Genomic DNA, 17568 nt, shown 5'->3' on the forward strand with positions numbered 1-17568 from the left:
CGCATTGATCACCGGCAATCAGTCGCCGGATAGCGGACGATGCTGTCAGATTCGATCCAGGAACGGAAGGGACTTGCGCGAATGAAGTAACCAGTGAACAAATTCCTTTCATTGGTAGCATCCCCGCCAAGGGATGCCCCAGCTGAATGCCATGAACACTTCACAAATCCGGCTTCAGCGCGCTCCTTTGGCCCGGGACACCGTCTCCGCGGATTCTTGTCCGGGAAGGTGAACCAGCAAAGCAGTCATATCCGTAGGACCGGATGGGGCCCGGCAGAAACCGGGCACCACGCCCACAGGGGGACGCCGCATGACGCAGCCTCAGGCCGCCACCGCAACCACCACCCCACCGATGGTGGCCGTGACCGACCTCCGCCGGAGCTTCGGCACCGGCGAGCGGGCCGTGCACGCTCTGCGCGGCGTCTCGTTCACCGTGGCCCGCGGCGAGCTCGCCGCGCTCAAGGGGCGCTCCGGCTCCGGCAAGACCACCCTGCTCAACCTGGTCGGCGGCCTGGACACGCCCACCAGTGGCACCATCGCCCTGGACGGCGTCGACCTCGCCGAGTTGGACGAGGACGGCCGGCTCGCCCTGCGACGGGAGCAGATCGGCTTCGTGTTCCAGTCCTTCGGGCTGATCCCGATGCTCACCGCCGCCGAGAACGTCGGCGTGCCCATGCGGCTGCGCAAGGCCCCGGCCGCCGAGCGCGAGGAGCGCGCGCACGCCCTGCTCGCCCTGGTCGGCCTGGCGAACCACGCCAACCAGCGCCCCGGCGAGCTCTCCGGCGGACAGCAGCAGCGCGTCGCGATCGCCCGCGCGCTGGCCAACGAACCCAGCCTGATCATCGCCGACGAGCCGACCGGCCAGCTGGACTCGGAGACCGGGCGCTCGATCATGGAACTGCTGCGCGCGGTGGTGCGCAGCGAGGGCGTCACGGTGCTGGTCGCCACCCACGACCCGACGCTGATGGGGCTCGCCGACCGGGTGATCGAGGTCCGGGACGGGCGGATCGTCGAGGAGGGGACGGAGCGCGCCGCGTAGCGGGGCGGAGCGTGGGGCGGGGTCCGATCCAGGCCTCAGGCCTCAGGCCTCAGCTCGCGGCCGGGGTGATCGACTGGGCATGGTGGAACACCTCCTCCCCATCCCAGTAGGCCTTGGCGCGTTGCAGCCTCGGGTAGTTGCCCTTGTAGTAGAGGCGCGGATAGGCCGGGTCGGGCTGGTTGACGGTGCCCAGGTCGGTGTCCGGGTAGTTGACGTAGGCGCCGTCCGTCGCGGTATCGATCTCCGGGACACCGCCCGTCTCCCGGTAGACGTCGCGGTACAGCCCGCTCAGGTAGGCCAGGTGCTTGTCGTCCTCCGCCGGATCGGTCCAGTAGGTCTGGTACTGCAACTTCATGATCGAGTCGCGCTGCGGGACGGCCGTCTCCTCGGGGCGGCGGGTGTTGATCCGGCAGCCGTAGGAGTCGATCTGGATCAGCGTGTCCGAGAGGTCGGCTCCCTCCACGTCCCGCACCAGCCAGTCCCAGAAAGAGGCGATCTGCGCCGGGGCGAACGGTTCCCGGTGGTAGGCCGACTTGTACTTGCCGCGCTCGTTGTCACCCGAAGGGTTGAGCGTCATGGTCGCCTGGAACCACGGCAGCTGGCGCCGCTTCTCCGGGTAGGGCAGGAACAGCCCGCCGGCCGGCCGGGTCTGCGCCACCGAAGGCGTCGTCACCCCCTGTTCGACGGCCGCCACGAAGGCGTCGAGCGGGGCCGGGTCCTCACCGTCCCACTGACTGAGCAGGACGACGTTGCCGTTGGAGTGGTGGGTGAGCTTGAGGATGGCGAACAGCCCTTGGTACACCGACTCCTGCGGGTCACTGTGCTCGGCCATGAAGGCGCCGAAGTTGCTCACCAGGGTCTCGAAGTCGGCGGGCCGCTGGAGCAGTTCGGTCCAGGGCCAGGCCACGCTGCTGAGCCAGACCCGCGGCGGCGGCTGGGGCACGTCCGACGCGAAGTGGTACCGCAGCACCACCCCGAAGTTCCCGCCGCCGCCACCGGTGTGGGCCCAGAAGAGGTCCTGCTCGGGCGACCCCTTCGCGTCCTCGCGGTGCGCCTTCGTCACCACTGCCGTGCCGCCCCGAACGGTGACCACGTCGACCTGGACGAGGTGGTCCACGGTGAGCCCGTGCCGCCGGGAGAGCAGACCGTACCCGCCTCCGCAGACGTGCCCGCCCGCGCCGACCGAGTAGCAGGATCCGGCGGGCAGGGTGACGGCGTGCTCGCGGAACAGCGTGGTGTAGACGTCCCAGTTGGTCGCGCCGCCCTCGACGCTGTACGTGGGGCGGCCGAACTTGTCGGTCGAGGCGGCGACGCCGCGCATGGTGCTGAGGTCGAGGATGACGCCCCGGTCGTTGTCGACGAAACCCTCGTAGCAGTGCCCGCCGCCGCGGACCGTCGGCCGCAGCCCGCGGTCCAACGCCCGGTTCACCTCGGCGACCGCGTCCGCCTCGTTGCCCACCAGCCGGATGTAGGCGGGGCTGCTGCTCCAGCGCTGGTTGAACCCCTGACTGAGCGTCTGGTAGCGCGGATCGCCCGGCAGGACCGACTGCCCCTTCGGCAGTTCCCGATGCGCGCCCTCGGCCGCCGCCACGCCCGCGGAACCCGCGGTGATCCCGGCGGCCGCCGCGCCGGCGCCGCCGAGGAATCCCCGCCGGGAGAATTCGAACTGCATTGACCGGTCCCCACTTCCCGTAGCTCGCGAGCAGCTGGCGGCCGCACGCTAACACGGATTTCCGACCGTGGGAATCTCTTAATGAATAGTGTGACAGTACGTCATTTCTTGGGATTCATCCTGGCGCTGACCTCGGCGCTCTCGTCGGAAGTCGATTGTCGGTGCCGTGGGCTATGGTCGCCGTCGACTCGCCGGAAATCCTCTCCCTGGAGGTTCGATGACGATCCACTGCCGCATTTGCCGGGCCGTCCTGAAGCTCGCCCGAAAAGCACGGTCGTGGTGGTCGGCTCCATCGCCGACCACCACGACCGTCACCTCATCCCCGGGGCCACCCGGGGCCGTTCCGTCAGACCGCCGGGAAGATCTCCGCGTCCGGCTTCAGCAGCTGGCCGGGCTTCGGCGCGGTGCCGTCCACCAGGTAGCGGGTGACCAGCTCGTTCAGCGCCTTGCTGCGGCCGACCGCGCAGTGCTCGATCGAGTCGACGCTGACCAGCACGGCGTTGCTCAGCTCCTGCTGCATCCGCTGGGCGAACTTGTACTGGGTGGCCGGGTCGTAGAGGTTGCCGATCACCATCACGGTGTTGGAGGTCTTCTTGTTCCACGGGCCGGAGAAGCGCTCGGCGTCCCGGGCCGGGGCCGGCCAGCTCGCGCACGCCGGCGCGTCGAAGGCCTGGTAGCGGCCGAAGGTCGGCGACTCCTTCTCCCAGACCTTGGCCGCGTTCGCGAACAGCCGGTCGTTGGAGGGGTACGGCTTGTCCTGGCAGTTGACGGCCATGTAGGAGTCGTCCGCGCTGTACTCGGAGTCCACCGGGGCCTCCCGCAGCGCCGCCCTCGGGACGGCCACCGAGAGCAGGTTGGCGTCCTCGTCCGAGACGTTCGCCTGCGGGGCCACCAGGGCGGCGGCCGCGTTCGGCTTCTGGAACACCTGGTAGGTCGCCTGGAGCGACTTGGCCAGCGGAGCCAGCTTGGCCTGCGAGTACAGGGCGCCGGCGACCTCGCCGGTGAAGCTGCTCAGGGTCACCTGGGAGCCGTTCGGCAGCGTGATCGGGCTGGTCCGCAGGTGGTCGCGGAGCTGGTCGAACTTGGCCCGGGTGTCACCCTCGCCGAAGGCGCAGCGCGGGGCACCGGCGGCCTGGCAGCGCTTCAGGAACTCGTCCAGGGCCAGCTCGAAGCCGCCCGCGCGCTGGCGGTCGTACTCCATGCCGTTGTGCAGGCGCAGGTTCGGGTCGACGTTGCCGTCGACGATGATCGCGCGCACCTTGCTCGGGTACATGTTGGCGTACGTCGAACCGATCAGGGTGCCGTAGGAGAACCCGGCGAAGGAGAGCTGGGAGTCACCGACGGCACGGCGCATCCGGTCGAGGTCGCGGACCACGTTGATGGTCGACATGTGCTCGATCAGCGGGCCGGCGTTCTTGCTGCACGCGTCGGTGTAGTCCTGGTCCGCGTCCAGCGTCTCGTCGATCTCGGCCTTGGTGACCGGCACGCCGACCAGGCGGTTGTTGACCGCGTCGGCGTCCTCCTGGGTCTTGAAGCACTTGATCGGGTTGCTCCGGGCCACACCGCGCGGGTCGAAGCCGATCAGGTCGAACTTGGACTGCACCTCGGCACCGAAGCGGTTGGTCGTCGCCCACATGTAGCCGCTGCCGCCCGGGCCACCGGGGTTGAGGAACAGCGAGCCGATCCGCTTCGACGGGTCGCTCGCCCGCCGCCGCATCATGGCGATGCCGATCGTGTCACCTGACGGGTTGTCGTAGTCCAGCGGCACGGGGTAAACGGCGCAGTCGTAGATGCCGGGGTCCGGCTTGGTCGGGTCGGGGTTACAGGGCGTCCAGGCGACAGGGGCGACCTTCGCCTCGGCCAGACCCGGCGCCTGGTCGACGGGCGCCGCCGACGCGGCGACGGCGGTGCCGGTGACAAGTGCGAGCGCGCAGGTGACCGCTCCGGCCAACGTGGATATGCGGGACAAGGAACCTCCTCCGTACTGAAAGGGCGGCCCCAGCCTGTCAGTCTGAGATCTCCCTGTGAAGACCTGGGAGCAGCGAAATATTCTTCTTGAGGCGCGACGGATACTGGAAAATTCTGTGAATGAACCAACTTGACGGTTGATTGACCTGACATTGGGTCACGTCGGTCCATCAATCAACCCTCCGCCGACCGGGACGACGGGACCGTTCCAGGGCGGGATTCCCTCCCGGTCCAAGCGCGCCGGAAACGCCGATATCGCCGGACGGCCGGGCCCCCTGCGCTCGCGTCGGTGGACTACCGCGAGGCCGCCCCGCGCAGGGCTGCCGCCACCAGCCCCTGGATCTCGTCGGCCCCGGGCTCGCCGCCGCACACCAACCGGTCGAAGACCAGGCCGTCGACGCAGGCCAACAGTGTGGCGGTCCGCCCGTCCGGGTCCGATACGCCCTGGGCGGCGAGGAACGCTCGGACGGCGGCGCGGCTCGCGTTCTCGCGCGGCACGAGGATCTCGCGCAGCTCGGGATCGCGCACGCTCTCCACCGCGCAGGCGTACCGGGCGAGCGAGCGCCGCCGCCCGTCACCCGACAGTCGCCGGCGCATCAACTCACCGATACCGTCCGCCAGTTCTCCAGACGAGCGGATCGACACCCGCTCCCCCATGGTGTGCAGCTCGCCCTGGTCCAGCTCCACGAGCCGCCGCACCAGCGCGGTGAGCAGCGCCTGCCTGGTCCGCAGATAGGCCGAGGTGGTCCCCGCCGGCAGCCCGGCCGCCGCGTCGACCGCCCGGTGGGTCAGTCCGCGCACGCCGAGGTCGGCCAGCACCCCGATCGCGGCGTCCGCCAACACCGTCCGCCGGTCCGGCCGCCCGGATTCGTCGCGCTTCTGCTCCTCGTTTCGCCGCATCCCCCCTTTCTACCGGCAGCACCACACTCCCGGTGCACCCCCTCCGGTCGACGGGCCGCCGCTCGCCACCCGCCACCCCCGACGGCCACACACCCCACCCTCGCCCGTCGGTCACCCCGTAGTACGCTCCTTCTACAGCTGTAGAAGACGGCAAGGCGACACAGGAGGGACCGGGCATGAGCAGCAGTAGCGCGGTGGTGGTCGGGGGCGGCATCGGCGGGCTGGCGGCCGCGATCGGGCTCCGACTGGCGGGGTGGGACGTCACCGTGGTCGAGCGGGCGGCCGTCCTGGACGATGCGGGCGCCGGCATCTCGCTGGCCGCCAACGGCATGCGCGCGCTCGCCGCCCTGGGAGTCGGCGAGGCGATCGAGGTGGCCGCGCGCCGCCAGTACACCGGCGGCACCCGCACGCCGGACGGCCGCCGCCTCGCCGCGATGGACGGTGCGGCGCTGGAGCGTGAGCTGGGCGCCCCGATCGTCGGCATCCCCCGCGCGGCCCTGCACCGCATCCTGCGCGAGGCGCTGCCCGTCGAGTCCCTCGTCATCGGCGCCGAGGTGACGCAGGTGGACACCTCCCAGCCGTTCCGGGTCCGGGCCGGCCTCGGTGGCACCACCCTGGAGGCCGATCTCCTGGTGGCCGCCGACGGGATCAACAGCCGCGTCCGGCGCCTCCTCTTCCCTGGGCACCCCGGGGCGGTCTACAGCGGCTCGACGGTGCTGCGGGCGATCACCGAGCGCCCGATCGACGGGCTGAAGGCCGACTTCGAACTGACCTGGGGCCACGGCGCCGAGTTCGGCCACATCGCCTTCCCGGACGGCACCGCCGAGTGGCACGCCGTTCTCAACGCCCCGGCCGGGGTCCGCTACCGGGACCCGCTGACCGAGGTCCGCCGCCGATTCGCGCGCTGGCACGAGCCGATCCCCTCCCTGCTGGCCGCGACCCAGCCGGAGGCGGTGCTGCACCACGACATCAACGAGCTGGTCACCCCGCTGCCGTCCTACGTCTCGGGCCGGATCGCCCTGCTCGGCGACGCGGCGCACGCCATGACGCCCCATCTCGGCCAGGGCGCCTGCCAGGCCCTGGAGGACGCGGTGACCCTGGCCGCGGCACTCGCCGAGGCCCGGACGGTCGAGGGCGCGCTCACCCGCTATGACGCGGCCCGCCGTCCGCGCAGCCAGACCGTGGCCCGCGACGCCCGCCGAGCCGGCCGGATGGGCCAGCAGCTCGCCCACCCGCTGGCGGTCGGCCTGCGCAACGCCGCGATCCGGCTCACCCCGCCCGGCGCGATGGTCCGCACCGTCCTCCGGCACGCGGACTGGACGCCGCCCGCGATCACCCCTCGCGCCGCCTAGGCACGAACCCTCGGCCGTACTGCTCCTGGCGCCCGGCATTGCCGCCGCCGGGGTGGTGCACGCTCACCGGGTCAGGCGCGGTGCACGGCTCACCGGGTCAGGCGCGGTGCAACACGTGGACGTCCGGGACACCGGGGACGCCGCGACCGAGGCACCCACCCGCCCCGACCCGGTCGGCGGCACCTATCGGCTCACCGCGGTCGGGCCCACAGCCTCCGGAGCTCACCGCGCTGCCGGAAGAGCTGCTCGGTCGCCCGGTCCGCCACCTCGGTTTCCGAGCCCTCCGAGCTGCACGCCCACCTGGTCGGCCGGTCCGGGATCCCGGACCGGCCGACCATCCGTGTGGGGGAGATCCAGCAGCTCGCGGCGGTCCGCAAGGAGACACCGGACGGCACCTTCCTCCGGCTCGTCGGCCGCGCTCCGCGCACCCTGGAGGCCTTCCTTGCGGAGCACCTGCACCGGTTCCGCTGATCGCCGGGCAGCACGGCGGGCCGGGCCCGGACCGGACGTCCGGCCCGGAAACCCGGGCCCGCCACCTGAAGGGAGCAGCATTCGCTGTGGTGTGGATCACGATCGAAAACCAGAGCTGACGTTCCGTCAATTCGACTGACCGCTCGTCACATCAATGACAGTGAGCCTCAGTTATCGCCTGATAATACGTCAGATTCGGTCATTTCCGCATGAGTTGGTCCGACTTTCCACTCCTGCCCGGTCGCGGGCCCGGGGCTACCATCGGTCGGGTTGTCCGCTCCGGCCCCGGAGTGGGATCACCCGGTCAAGCGGTGTTCCCACCGCCCCAGGGGCCGGGCATCGGTCGGAACGGGGCGAGGACGAGGAGCGCAAGGCTGCCATGACAGCTGAACCGAGCCACCCGGAGCAGTACCCCACGCCACCGCAGGAGCCGGCGCAGGCCGGCCCCGTCCGCACCGACCCCCTCCACACCGCCCCCGTCCCCGCCGCCCCCGCCCAGGCCGGACAGCAGGCCCTCGCCCTGTTCCCCGGGCGCCCGGCCGCCGCCCCGCGCACCCTGATCGACGTGCTGGACGCCACCACGCGGGCCCACCCCGACGAGCCCGCCCTGGACGACGGGCAGGCCGTGCTCAGCTACCGCGCCCTGGCCGCCGAGGTCGAGCAGCTGCGCCGCCGCCTCGCCACCGCCGGGATCGGCCCGGGCGACCGGGTCGGAGTCCGCGTGCCGTCCGGCACCAACGACCTGTACGTCTCGATCCTCGCCGTGCTCGCCGCCGGCGCCGCCTACGTCCCGGTGGACACCGAGGACCCGGACGAGCGCGCCGAGCTGGTCTTCGGCGAGGCCGCCGTCGCCGCCGTGCTGGGCGCCGGGCGCGGCCTGGCCACCACCGTGGAGCGCGCGCCCGCGCTGGAGCGCCGCCCCACCCCGGCCGACGACGCCTGGATCATCTTCACCTCCGGTTCGACCGGCAAGCCCAAGGGCGTGGCCGTCACCCACCACAACGCCGCCGCCTTCGTGGACGCCGAGGCCGCGCTCTTCCTCCAGGACGAGCCGATCGGCCCCGGCGACCGGGTGATGGCCGGCCTCTCGGTGGCCTTCGACGCCTCCTGCGAGGAGATGTGGCTGGCCTGGCGGCACGGCGCCTGCCTGGTGCCGGTCCCCCGCTCCCAGGTACGCAGCGGCGCCGACCTCGGCCCCTGGCTGGCCGAGCAGGAGATCACCGTGGTCTCCACCGTCCCGACCCTGGCCGCGCTGTGGCCGGCCGAGGCGCTCAACGAGGTGCGGCTGCTGATCTTCGGCGGCGAGGCCTGCCCGCCCGAGCTGGTGCAGCGCCTGGTCACCGAGGGTCGCGAGGTGTGGAACACCTACGGCCCCACCGAGGCCACCGTGGTCGCCTGCGCCGCCCTGCTGACCGGCGAGGGCCCGGTGCGGATCGGTCTGCCGCTGGACGGCTGGGACCTCGCCGTGGTCGACGAGGCCGGCCGGCCGGTGGCCCCGGGCGGTACCGGGCAGCTGGTGATCGGCGGGGTGGGCCTGGCCCGCTACCTCGACCCGGAGAAGGACGCCGAGAAGTACGCGCCGCTGCCCTCGCTGGGCTGGGAGCGCGCCTACCGCAGCGGCGACCTGGTCCAGGCCGACCCGGCCGGCCTGCTGTTCCTCGGCCGCACGGACGAGCAGATCAAGCTCGGCGGCCGCCGGATCGAACTCGGCGAGGTCGACGCGGCGCTCCAGGCGCTGCCCGGCGTGGCGGGCGCCGCGGCGGCCGTGCGGACCGCGCGCGGCGGCAACCAGCTGCTGGTCGGCTACCTGGTGGTCCAGGACGGCTTCGACCGCGAGCAGGCCGTCGAGCGGCTGCGCGCCGAGCTGCCCGCCGCCCTCGTCCCGCTGCTGGCGACGGTCGAGACCCTGCCGACCCGCACCTCCGGCAAGGTCGACCGGGCCGCCCTGCCCTGGCCGCTGCCCGACCTGGAGACCGCGGGACCGAGCGAGCAGCTGTACGGCACCGAGGCCTGGCTGGCCGAGCAGTGGTCGGAGATCCTCGGCGTCCGGGTCGGCGGCCCGCGCGAGGACTTCTTCGCGATCGGCGGCGGCAGCCTGGCCGCCGCCCGGCTGACCACCCTGCTGCGCACCCGTTACCCGAGCGCGGCCGTGCTGGACATCTACCAGCACCCGACGCTGCGCAAGCTCGCCCGGCACCTGGAGCGCACCGCCGGCGAGAGCGCCGAGGCCCGCACCATCACCCTGGTGCCGACCAGGGCCAAGCTGCTCCAGCTGCTCCTGCTGCTCCCGCTGTTCACCGTGGTCGGCCTACGCTGGACGGTCGCCCTGCTGGCCGCCGGGAACCTGCTCGGCCACCTGGGCGACTACCCGTGGGCGCCCACCGCCTCCTGGTGGTGGGTCGGCGCGGGCGCGCTCGCGCTGTACACCCCACCGGGCCGGCTGGCGATCGCGGCGGGCGGCGCCCGGCTGCTGCTGCGCGGCCTGCGCCCGGGCAGCCACCCGCGCGGCGGCTCCCTCCACCTGCGGCTGTGGACCGCCGAGCGGCTCGCCGAGCTGAGCGGCGCGGACTCGCTGTCCGGTGCCTGGCTGGTGCGCTACGCCCGGGCGCTGGGCGCCAAGGTCGGGCCCGAGGTGGACCTGCACTCGATGCCGCCGGTCACCGGGATGCTGAAGCTGGGCCGCGGCTGCGCGGTCGAGGCCGAGGTGGACCTGTGCGGCTACTGGCTGGACGGCGACCGGCTGCTGATCGGCCCGGTCAAGATCGGCTCGGGCGCCGTGGTCGGCACCCGTTCGACGCTGCTGCCCGGCGCCCGGATCGGCAAGCGCGCCCAGGTGGCGGCCGGTTCCAGCGTCACCGGCCAGGTGCCGACCGGCCAGCGCTGGGGCGGCGCGCCCGCCGTCAAGCTGGGCCGCGCCGAGCGCTCCTGGCCCAAGGAGCGCCCGACGCGCCGGGCCCGCTGGGCCTCGCTGTACGGCGCCAGCGGTGCCGTGCTCGACCTGCTCCCGGTGTTGCCCGCGCTCGCCGCGCTGGCCGTGCTGTCCCGGTTCATCGACCAGGGCCAGGCTCTCGGCCCGGCCCTCGGCGGCGCGCTGCTCGGCCTGCTGCCCGCGACACTGGCGTTCGGCGCGGTGTACGCGGCGCAGCTGGTGGTGCTGGTCCGGCTGCTGAGCACCGGTCTGGTGCCCGGCACCCATCCACTGCACGGTCGGGTGGGCTGGCAGGCGTGGACCGTCACCCAGCTGATGGACCGGGCCCGTGAGGTGCTCTTCCCGCTCTACGCCGGACTGGTGACGCCGCTGTGGCTGCGCGCGCTCGGGATGCGGGTCGGCCGGGGCGCGGAGGTGTCCACGGTGCTGGCGCTGCCCAGCCTGACCACGGTCGGCGACGGCGCGTTCCTGGCCGACGACACCCTGATCGCCCCGTACGAGCTGGGCGGCGGCTGGGTGCGGCTCGGCCAGGCGAAGGTCGGCGAGCGGGCGTTCCTCGGGAACTCGGGGATGACCGCGCCGGGCCGTTCGGTGCCCAAGCGCGGCCTGGTGGGCGTGCTGTCGGCGACGCCGGCGAAGGCGAAGAAGGGCGGCTCGTACTTGGGCATGCCCCCGATGCGGCTGCCGCGCTCGGCGGACCAGGCCGACCAGAGCCTGACGTACGAGCCTCCCGCACGGCTGCTGTGGGCGCGCGGGCTGGTGGAGCTGGGCCGGCTGGTGCCGGTGCTGGCCTCGGCGGCGCTGGGCGTGCTGACCGCGGCGGCGCTGTCCTGGCTGGCGGCCGGCTCGCCGCTGACCGCCGCGCTGCTGTCGGGTGTGGTGCTGCTGGCGGCCGGCGCGGTGGCCTGCCTGGTGTCGGTGGCGGCGAAGTGGCTGCTGGTCGGGCGGTTCCGGGCGGTGGAGCACCCGCTGTGGAGCGGCTTCGTGTGGCGCAACGAGCTGGCGGACACCTTCGTGGAGATGCTGGCGGTGCCGTGGCTGGTCGGCGCGGTGCCGGGCACCCCGGTGCTGAACCTGTGGCTGCGCTCGCTGGGCGCGCACGTCGGGCACGGGGTCTGGTGCGAGAGCTACTGGCTGCCGGAGGCGGACCTGGTCACCCTCGGCGACGGGGTCACCGTCAACCGGGGCTGCGTGGTGCAGACCCACCTCTTCCACGACCGGATCATGCGGATGGATACTGTGGTCCTCCGCGAGGGCGCCACCCTGGGCCCGGGCGGCATCGTGCTGCCCGGCAGCACGGTGGGCGCGCGCAGCACGCTGGGCCCGGCCTCGCTGGTGATGCGCGCCGAGTCCGTCCCCGCCGACACGCGGTGGCTGGGCAACCCGATCGAGGCGTGGCAGACCACGCCGTGACCACCTCCCCGACCCCTCGTCCCGGCCCGCAGGAAGCGCACGCCCCCGTGAAGTCCAAGCCCGCCCCCGCGGCCGCCGGTGCCCCGGACCCGTACTTCCCGAACAGCGGCGACCACCGCTACCGGGTGCACCGCTACGAGCTGGCGCTGGACTACCGGCCCGGGCCCAACCGGCTGGCCGGCTCGGCCCGGCTGAGCGCGGTGGCGGACGCGGCGCTGGCGGAGTTCGCGCTCGACCTGGCCGAGTTCCGGATCGGCCGGGTGCTGGTCGACGGCCGGGCCGCCCGCTACACCCATCGCGGCGGCAAGCTGCGGATCCGGCCGGCCAAGGCGCTCGCGCCGGGCGCGGCGTTCACCGTCGAGGTGCACTATGCCGGCAACCCGCGCCCGGTGCGCAGCCCGTGGGGCGGTCTGGGCTGGGAGGAGCTGACCGAGGGCGCGCTGGTGGCGAGCCAGCCGGTCGGCGCGCCGTCCTGGTTCCCCTGCAACGACCGGCCCGCCGACAAGGCGACGTACCAGATCGCGGTCACCACGGCGTCCCCGTTCACCGTGGTCGCGAGCGGCCGGCTGCTGACCCGCACCACCAAGGCGTCCAGCACCACCTGGGTGTACGAGCAGAGCGCGCCGACCCCGACGTACCTGGTGACGGTGTCGGTCGGGCACTACCGGCCGGTGCCGCTGGCGGTGCGCCCGGCGGTGCCTCAGACCGGGTACGTGCCGGAGCGCCTGGCCGCCGCGTTCGCCCGGGACTTCGCCCGGCAGCCGGAGATGGCGGCGTACTTCGGCGAGGTCTTCGGGCCGTACCCGTTCGGCGAGTACGCGGTGGTGGTCGCGGACGAGGAGCTGGACGTCCCGGTCGAGGCGCAGGGCGTCGCCACCTTCGGCACCAACCACCTCGGCGGCGGCTGGGAGCGCGAGCGGCTGATCGCGCACGAGCTGGCCCACCAGTGGTTCGGCAACAGCGTCACGATCGCCGACTGGCGGCACATCTGGCTCAACGAGGGCTTCGCCAAGTACGCGGAGTGGCTCTGGTCCGAGCACGCCGGCGGTCCGGGCGCGGCCGTGCACGCGGCCGCCGCACACCGACTGCTGGCCGGACTGCCGCAGGACCTGCGGCTCGGCGATCCCGGTCGGAAGCTGATGTTCGACGACCGGCTGTACCAGCGCGGCGGGCTGGTGGTGCACGCGCTGCGGCGGGCGCTCGGCGAGGACGCGTTCTTCGCGATGCTGCGGGACTGGACGGGCGCCAACCGGCACGGCGTGGTCGCCACCGCCGACCTGCGCGCGCACGCCGCCCGGTACACCGCCGTCCCGCTCGGGCCGCTCTTCGAGGCCTGGCTGGAGCGGCCGGAGCTGCCGCCGGCGGCGGACTGAGCGCGCCGCCCGCGGGTCCGGCCGTCCCTTCGGTTCGTTCGTCGGGATATTTCGATCGGTCCCGGGGCCGGGCTGGGCTACTGTCCGATCCATGCCGATGAGCCCAGAAGCCCACATGACCGACCTGCCCAACGAGCTGCTGCCCGCCACCCGCCGGGCCCTGCTGCACCGGCTCGCCGTCGCCCAGTCCGAGGGGCGCACCCCCTCGATGGTCGCCGGGGTGGTGCGCGACGGGCAGCCGGTGTGGAGCGGCGCCCGCAGCATGGTCGACGGGCACGCGCCGACCCCGGACGTCCAGTACCGGATCGGCTCGCTCACCAAGACCTTCGTCGCCGTACTGGTGTTCCGGCTGCGCGACGAGGGCCTGCTCGACCTCGCCGACCCGCTCTCCCGCCACCTGCCCGGCACCCCGGCCGACGGCGCGACCATCGCCCAGCTGCTCTCCCACTCCGCCGGTCTGGCCGCCGAGACCCCCGGCCCGTGGTGGGAGCGGACCGAGGGCTCGCTGCGGCCCGGCCTCGGCGACCTCCTGACGGCCGAGCGCCCGCTGGTGCACCCGACCGGTCGGGTGCACCACTACTCCAACCCCGGCTACGCGCTGCTCGGCGCGCTGGTGGAGCAGCTCCGCGGCGAGCCGTGGGGCGAGGTGCTGCACCGCGAGGTGCTCGCCCCGCTCGGCATGGACCGCACCACCCTGCTGCCCGAGCACCCGCACGCCGGGGGCTTCGCCGTCCACCCGTGGGCCGACGTCATGCTGCCCGAGCCGCTCACCGACACCGGCCGGATGGCCCCGGCCGGCCAGCTCTGGTCCACCGGCGCCGACCTGGCCCGCTGGGCGGTCTTCCTCTCCGCCGGCCACGCCAAGGTGCTGTCCGCCGACACCCTCGCCGAGATGCGCCGCCCGGCCGTCGGCCCTGACAACGGCGAGTGGACGGGCGGCTACGGTCTCGGCCTGCAACTGCGCCGCCACGAGGGCCGGTTGATGTACGGGCACAACGGTTCGATGCCCGGTTTCACGGCGGCCCTGTGGATCAGCGAGGCCGACGGCCTGGCCGCGTACGCCCTGTCCAACGCCACCAGCGGCGGCAACACCGCCGCGCTGGCCCCCCAGTTGATCGCGCTCACCGCCGAGCACGAGCCCCGGCTGCCCGAACCGTGGCGCCCGCAGGCCGAGTCGGCGGACCCGGAGCTGCTGGAGCTCACCGGCCCCTGGTACTGGGGCGCCACGCCGGCGGCCCTGCGGCTGCGGCCCGGCCGGGTCCTGGAACTCACCCCGCTCAACGGTGCCGGCCGGGGCTCGCGCTTCCGCCCCGAACCGGACGGCACCTGGACCGGCGTGGAGAACTACTACGCGGGCGAGACCCTGCGGGTGGTCCGCCACTCCGACGGCACGGTCGGCCACCTCGACGTCGGCTCCTTCGTCTACACCCGCGAACCGTACGGCCCGGCCGACGCCGTCCCGGGCGGGGTCGCCCCGGAGGGCTGGCAGGCTTTCTGAGCGCGCGTCACGGGGCGTGGGCGTGCGGGCCTGGGCGTGAAGGCCCGGGCGTGAGCGCGGAGAAGTGAGCCCCTGAGCGCACCGATCGCGACGACAAGGGCGCATGCCCTAGAGCAGGGGCGCACGGCTCGCGAGGCCGGGGCGTACGGTGCGGCCGTACGCCCCTGTGGTCCGTGTTGTCCACCCCCGGCAGACGAGCGCCCGGTGCCGGGAGGGTGACCGGCGCGCCACGGGTGGTCCCATTCAACAGGTGCACATCTGCGCTCCCCCGGGCCGCAACATAAATGCCAACCGGCTCGGAGAGACATACGGGGAACCGGTTCGCGTCCACGCCCAACCACCTGCGGACCGGGACGGTGCCCTGGTGATCCACGGCACCGCCGATCGGCCTGCCCTGGAGGGTCCGCCATGACCACCGTCCCCACGTGCGCTCCGTCCGCAGTCGCCCCCACCCACGACGCCCCGGCGGTCCCCGCGCCCCGCCCCCGGCCCGCCGCACCGGCCGCCTACACCGTCGCCCTCGCCCGCGACGAGGACGACGTGCGGGCCGCCCAGCGGCTGCGCCACCAGGTCTTCGGAGCCGAGTTCGGCGCCGTGCTGCACAGCCCGGTCGCGGACCTGGACGTCGACCCCTTCGACGAGTTCTGCGACCACCTGCTGGTCCGCGAGGGCGAGCACGGCACCGTCGTCGGCACCTACCGTCTGCTGCGCCCCGAAGCCGCCCGCCGGGCCGGCCGGCTGTACTCCGAGGGCGAGTTCGACCTCTCCGCGCTGGCGCCGGTCCGCCCCGGCCTGGTCGAGCTCGGCCGCTCCTGCATCCACCCGGACCACCGGGGCAACGGCGCCGTCATCAACCTGATGTGGGGCGGCATCGCGCGCTACCTGGCCGACACCGGCAACACCTGGGTCGGCGGCTGCTGCTCGATCGAGCTGACGGACGGCGGCGCCACCGCGGCCCGGGTCTGGGACACCGTCCGTGCCAAGCACCTGGCCCCCGCCGAGTACCGGGTCACCCCGCACCGGCGCTGGGACGCCACCGAGGTGCCGCGCGCCGAACGGGGCGCGCTGCCGGCCCTGCTCCGCGGCTACCTGCGGCTGGGCGCCTGGGTCTGCGGCGAGCCAGCCTACGACCCGGACTTCGACTGCGCCGACCTCTACGTGCTGCTGTCGCTGGAGCGCACCGACCCGCGCTACCTGCGGCACTTCCTGTCCGGCGTGCCCGCCTCGGGCATCTCCGGCGGCGCCTGCGGCACCTCGTCATGAGCGTCTGGTTGCCCACGGCGACCTGCCGGCCGGAGACCTGCCTGGCCGAACCCGCGCCGGAGGTCTCCCACCCCCGGCGGGCGCTACGGCTGACGGGCTGTCTGACAGCGGTGCTGGCCGGGGTCGCGCTCAGCCTGCCGGCCCGGCTGATCCCGAACGGCGCCCGGGAGCGGTTGGTCCGGGTCTGGGCCCGGGTGGTGCTGCGCACCCTCGGGGTGACCGTCCACCTCGCCGGGCCGTCCGACGGCGGGGCGGGCGGCGGGGTGCTCGTGGTGGCCAACCACGTGTCCTGGCTGGACGTACCGCTGCTCGCCTCCGGGCGGCCGGGCCGGTCACTGGCCAAGACCGAAGTCCGGCAGTGGCCGGTGCTCGGCCCGCTGGCCGCCTGGTGCGGCACCGTCTTCCTGGACCGCGACCGGCTGCGCACCCTGCCGGACACCGTGGCGGCGGTGGCCGGGGTGCTGCGCTCCGGGCACCCTGTGATCGTCTTCCCGGAGGGGTCGACGTGGTGCGGGCGGGAGAGCGGCCGGTTCCGGCCCGCGCTGTTCCAGGCCGCGGTGGACGCGGGTGCCGACGTCCAGCCGGTGACCATCCGCTACCGGCTGGCGGACGGGCGGCCGACCAGCGTGCCCGCCTTCATCGGGGATGACGGACTGCTCACCTCGCTCGCCCGGGTGGTCGCGGCCCGCGGGCTGGTCGCCGACGTGACCTTCCTGGCGCCGATCCCGCCGCCCGGTCCGCAGCCCAGCCGGGCGGGCGCCCGGCGCGAGCTGGCCCGCGCGGCGCAGGCGGCGATCGAAGGCATCCGCTGACGCACCACGGGCGAGGCAACCGGCTGGGCGGCTGATCGGGTCATCGGACAAGAGGACCGCTGGTCAGGCGGAGCGCCGGTCAGACGGATCGGGCCCCGGCCGGCTCCGCCGGTCGCTGCTGGGCGGCCTCCGGCGGGACGATCGGGCGCGCCCGGCCGAACAGGACGGCGACCAGGACGGCGGTGACCGCGAGCGCGATCGCCCCGCAGCACACGGCGAGGTGGATGCCGTCGACGAAGGCGCCGTCCACCGCCTCCCGGAGCGGACCGGGCAGTGCCGCCGCGTCGCCGCCGCCGCGCATCGCACCGGCGGGTGCGTCGGCGATCGGACCGAGAGCCTCCGGCGGGACGCCGAGCCCGCCCGTCCCCTGCGATGACACACAGGCCTCCCGGTACGATCATCGCTGAGTCAAGGACGGACAAAAGTGCGAGGTGGGGGCATGGCCGAGGGCCTCACAGCCGAGGAACCGGCCGGCCATCAGCCCGGAGACCCGACGCCGGTCCCCGGCGGGCAGGTCGGCATGGCGGAGTACGCCGCCCGGAAGTCGATGGGCTGTCTCGGCGAACTGCTCCTCGAAGTCGTCGGCGGGATCGCGTTCATGGCCCTGACCACGGCCTCGCTGGCTGCCGCCTTCGTCCTCGCGCGGGTGCTGCACGCGGCCAGCCCGGTCGGCGCCTACGCCCTCGCCGCCCTCGGCCTGCTCGGACTCGTCCACGGCGTCCGCCATCTGCGCAAGCCGAAGGAGCGGCGCACCAGGATCGGGCGGATCACCGCCGCGGTGACCGGTGCGCTCGGCTTCTGGCTGGTCCTCTGCGTCGGATACGCCTCCATCGACGCCGCTTTCGGGTTGAACCTCGGGATCTGACGCTGGGGGTAGG

General features: G+C 73.6%; 13 protein-coding genes. 9 read left to right on the top strand and 4 right to left on the bottom strand.

Annotated elements, in window-relative coordinates:
* Positions 1–310 precede the first annotated feature (310 nt).
* Positions 311–1039: an ABC transporter ATP-binding protein gene (locus QWJ13_RS26725; protein ID WP_316527607.1), complete on the top strand. Its 729-nt coding sequence runs from the start codon at positions 311–313 to the stop codon at positions 1037–1039.
* Between the two features lie 49 nt (positions 1040–1088).
* Here the strand turns inward: QWJ13_RS26725 and QWJ13_RS26730 are convergent, their stop codons facing one another.
* The 3 genes from QWJ13_RS26730 to QWJ13_RS26740 form a co-directional block, all read right to left on the bottom strand.
* Entirely contained in the window at positions 1089–2711 is a 1623-nt protein-coding gene (locus tag QWJ13_RS26730) for an FAD-binding oxidoreductase (RefSeq protein ID WP_316527608.1), read from the bottom strand.
* A 346-nt stretch (positions 2712–3057) separates the two neighbouring features.
* Positions 3058–4680: an alpha/beta hydrolase gene (locus tag QWJ13_RS26735; protein WP_316527609.1), complete on the bottom strand. Its 1623-nt coding sequence runs from the start codon at positions 4678–4680 to the stop codon at positions 3058–3060.
* A gap of 293 nt (positions 4681–4973) precedes the next feature.
* Complete coding sequence (locus tag QWJ13_RS26740) at positions 4974–5579, bottom strand: TetR/AcrR family transcriptional regulator (RefSeq protein WP_316527610.1); 606 nt, start codon at positions 5577–5579, stop codon at positions 4974–4976.
* Between the two features lie 176 nt (positions 5580–5755).
* Between QWJ13_RS26740 and QWJ13_RS26745 the strand changes: the two genes are divergently transcribed.
* From QWJ13_RS26745 to QWJ13_RS26775, 7 genes are all read left to right on the top strand, one after another.
* Positions 5756–6931: an FAD-dependent monooxygenase gene (locus tag QWJ13_RS26745; RefSeq protein WP_316527611.1), complete on the top strand. Its 1176-nt coding sequence runs from the start codon at positions 5756–5758 to the stop codon at positions 6929–6931.
* 342 nt (positions 6932–7273) lie between these two features.
* Positions 7274–7402 carry a hypothetical protein gene (locus tag QWJ13_RS26750; RefSeq protein ID WP_316527612.1) on the top strand — a complete coding sequence of 43 codons (129 nt, stop codon included), beginning with the start codon at positions 7274–7276 and terminating at the stop codon, positions 7400–7402.
* Positions 7403–7781: 379 nt separating this feature from the next.
* Positions 7782–11744 (top strand): Pls/PosA family non-ribosomal peptide synthetase, encoded by a 3963-nt coding sequence (locus tag QWJ13_RS26755; RefSeq protein ID WP_316527613.1) that lies wholly within the window; start codon positions 7782–7784, stop codon positions 11742–11744.
* A 47-nt stretch (positions 11745–11791) separates the two neighbouring features.
* Positions 11792–13117 carry a M1 family metallopeptidase gene (locus QWJ13_RS26760; protein WP_316527615.1) on the top strand — a complete coding sequence of 442 codons (1326 nt, stop codon included), beginning with the start codon at positions 11792–11794 and terminating at the stop codon, positions 13115–13117.
* A 115-nt stretch (positions 13118–13232) separates the two neighbouring features.
* Positions 13233–14615, top strand: coding sequence for a serine hydrolase domain-containing protein (locus tag QWJ13_RS26765; protein WP_432277619.1), 1383 nt, complete (start codon positions 13233–13235; stop codon positions 14613–14615).
* Positions 14616–15023: 408 nt separating this feature from the next.
* A complete protein-coding gene (locus QWJ13_RS26770) occupies positions 15024–15878 on the top strand; it encodes a GNAT family N-acetyltransferase (protein ID WP_316527619.1) in 855 nt (284 codons plus the stop codon).
* Positions 15875–16690 (top strand): lysophospholipid acyltransferase family protein, encoded by an 816-nt coding sequence (locus tag QWJ13_RS26775; protein WP_316527621.1) that lies wholly within the window; start codon positions 15875–15877, stop codon positions 16688–16690. The genes QWJ13_RS26770 and QWJ13_RS26775 overlap by 4 nt, the downstream gene beginning before the upstream one ends.
* Positions 16691–16769: 79 nt before the next feature.
* Here QWJ13_RS26775 and QWJ13_RS26780 read toward each other — a convergent pair whose 3' ends face one another.
* Positions 16770–17069: a hypothetical protein gene (locus QWJ13_RS26780; protein ID WP_316527623.1), complete on the bottom strand. Its 300-nt coding sequence runs from the start codon at positions 17067–17069 to the stop codon at positions 16770–16772.
* A 60-nt stretch (positions 17070–17129) separates the two neighbouring features.
* Between QWJ13_RS26780 and QWJ13_RS26785 the strand changes: the two genes are divergently transcribed.
* On the top strand, positions 17130–17555 hold the full coding sequence (locus QWJ13_RS26785) for a hypothetical protein (RefSeq protein ID WP_316527625.1): 426 nt from the start codon (positions 17130–17132) through the stop codon (positions 17553–17555).
* The last annotated feature ends 13 nt before the right edge of the window (positions 17556–17568 follow it).

It is taken from the genome of Kitasatospora brasiliensis (genome assembly GCF_032654805.1).
Taxonomy (GTDB): domain Bacteria; phylum Actinomycetota; class Actinomycetes; order Streptomycetales; family Streptomycetaceae; genus Kitasatospora; species Kitasatospora brasiliensis.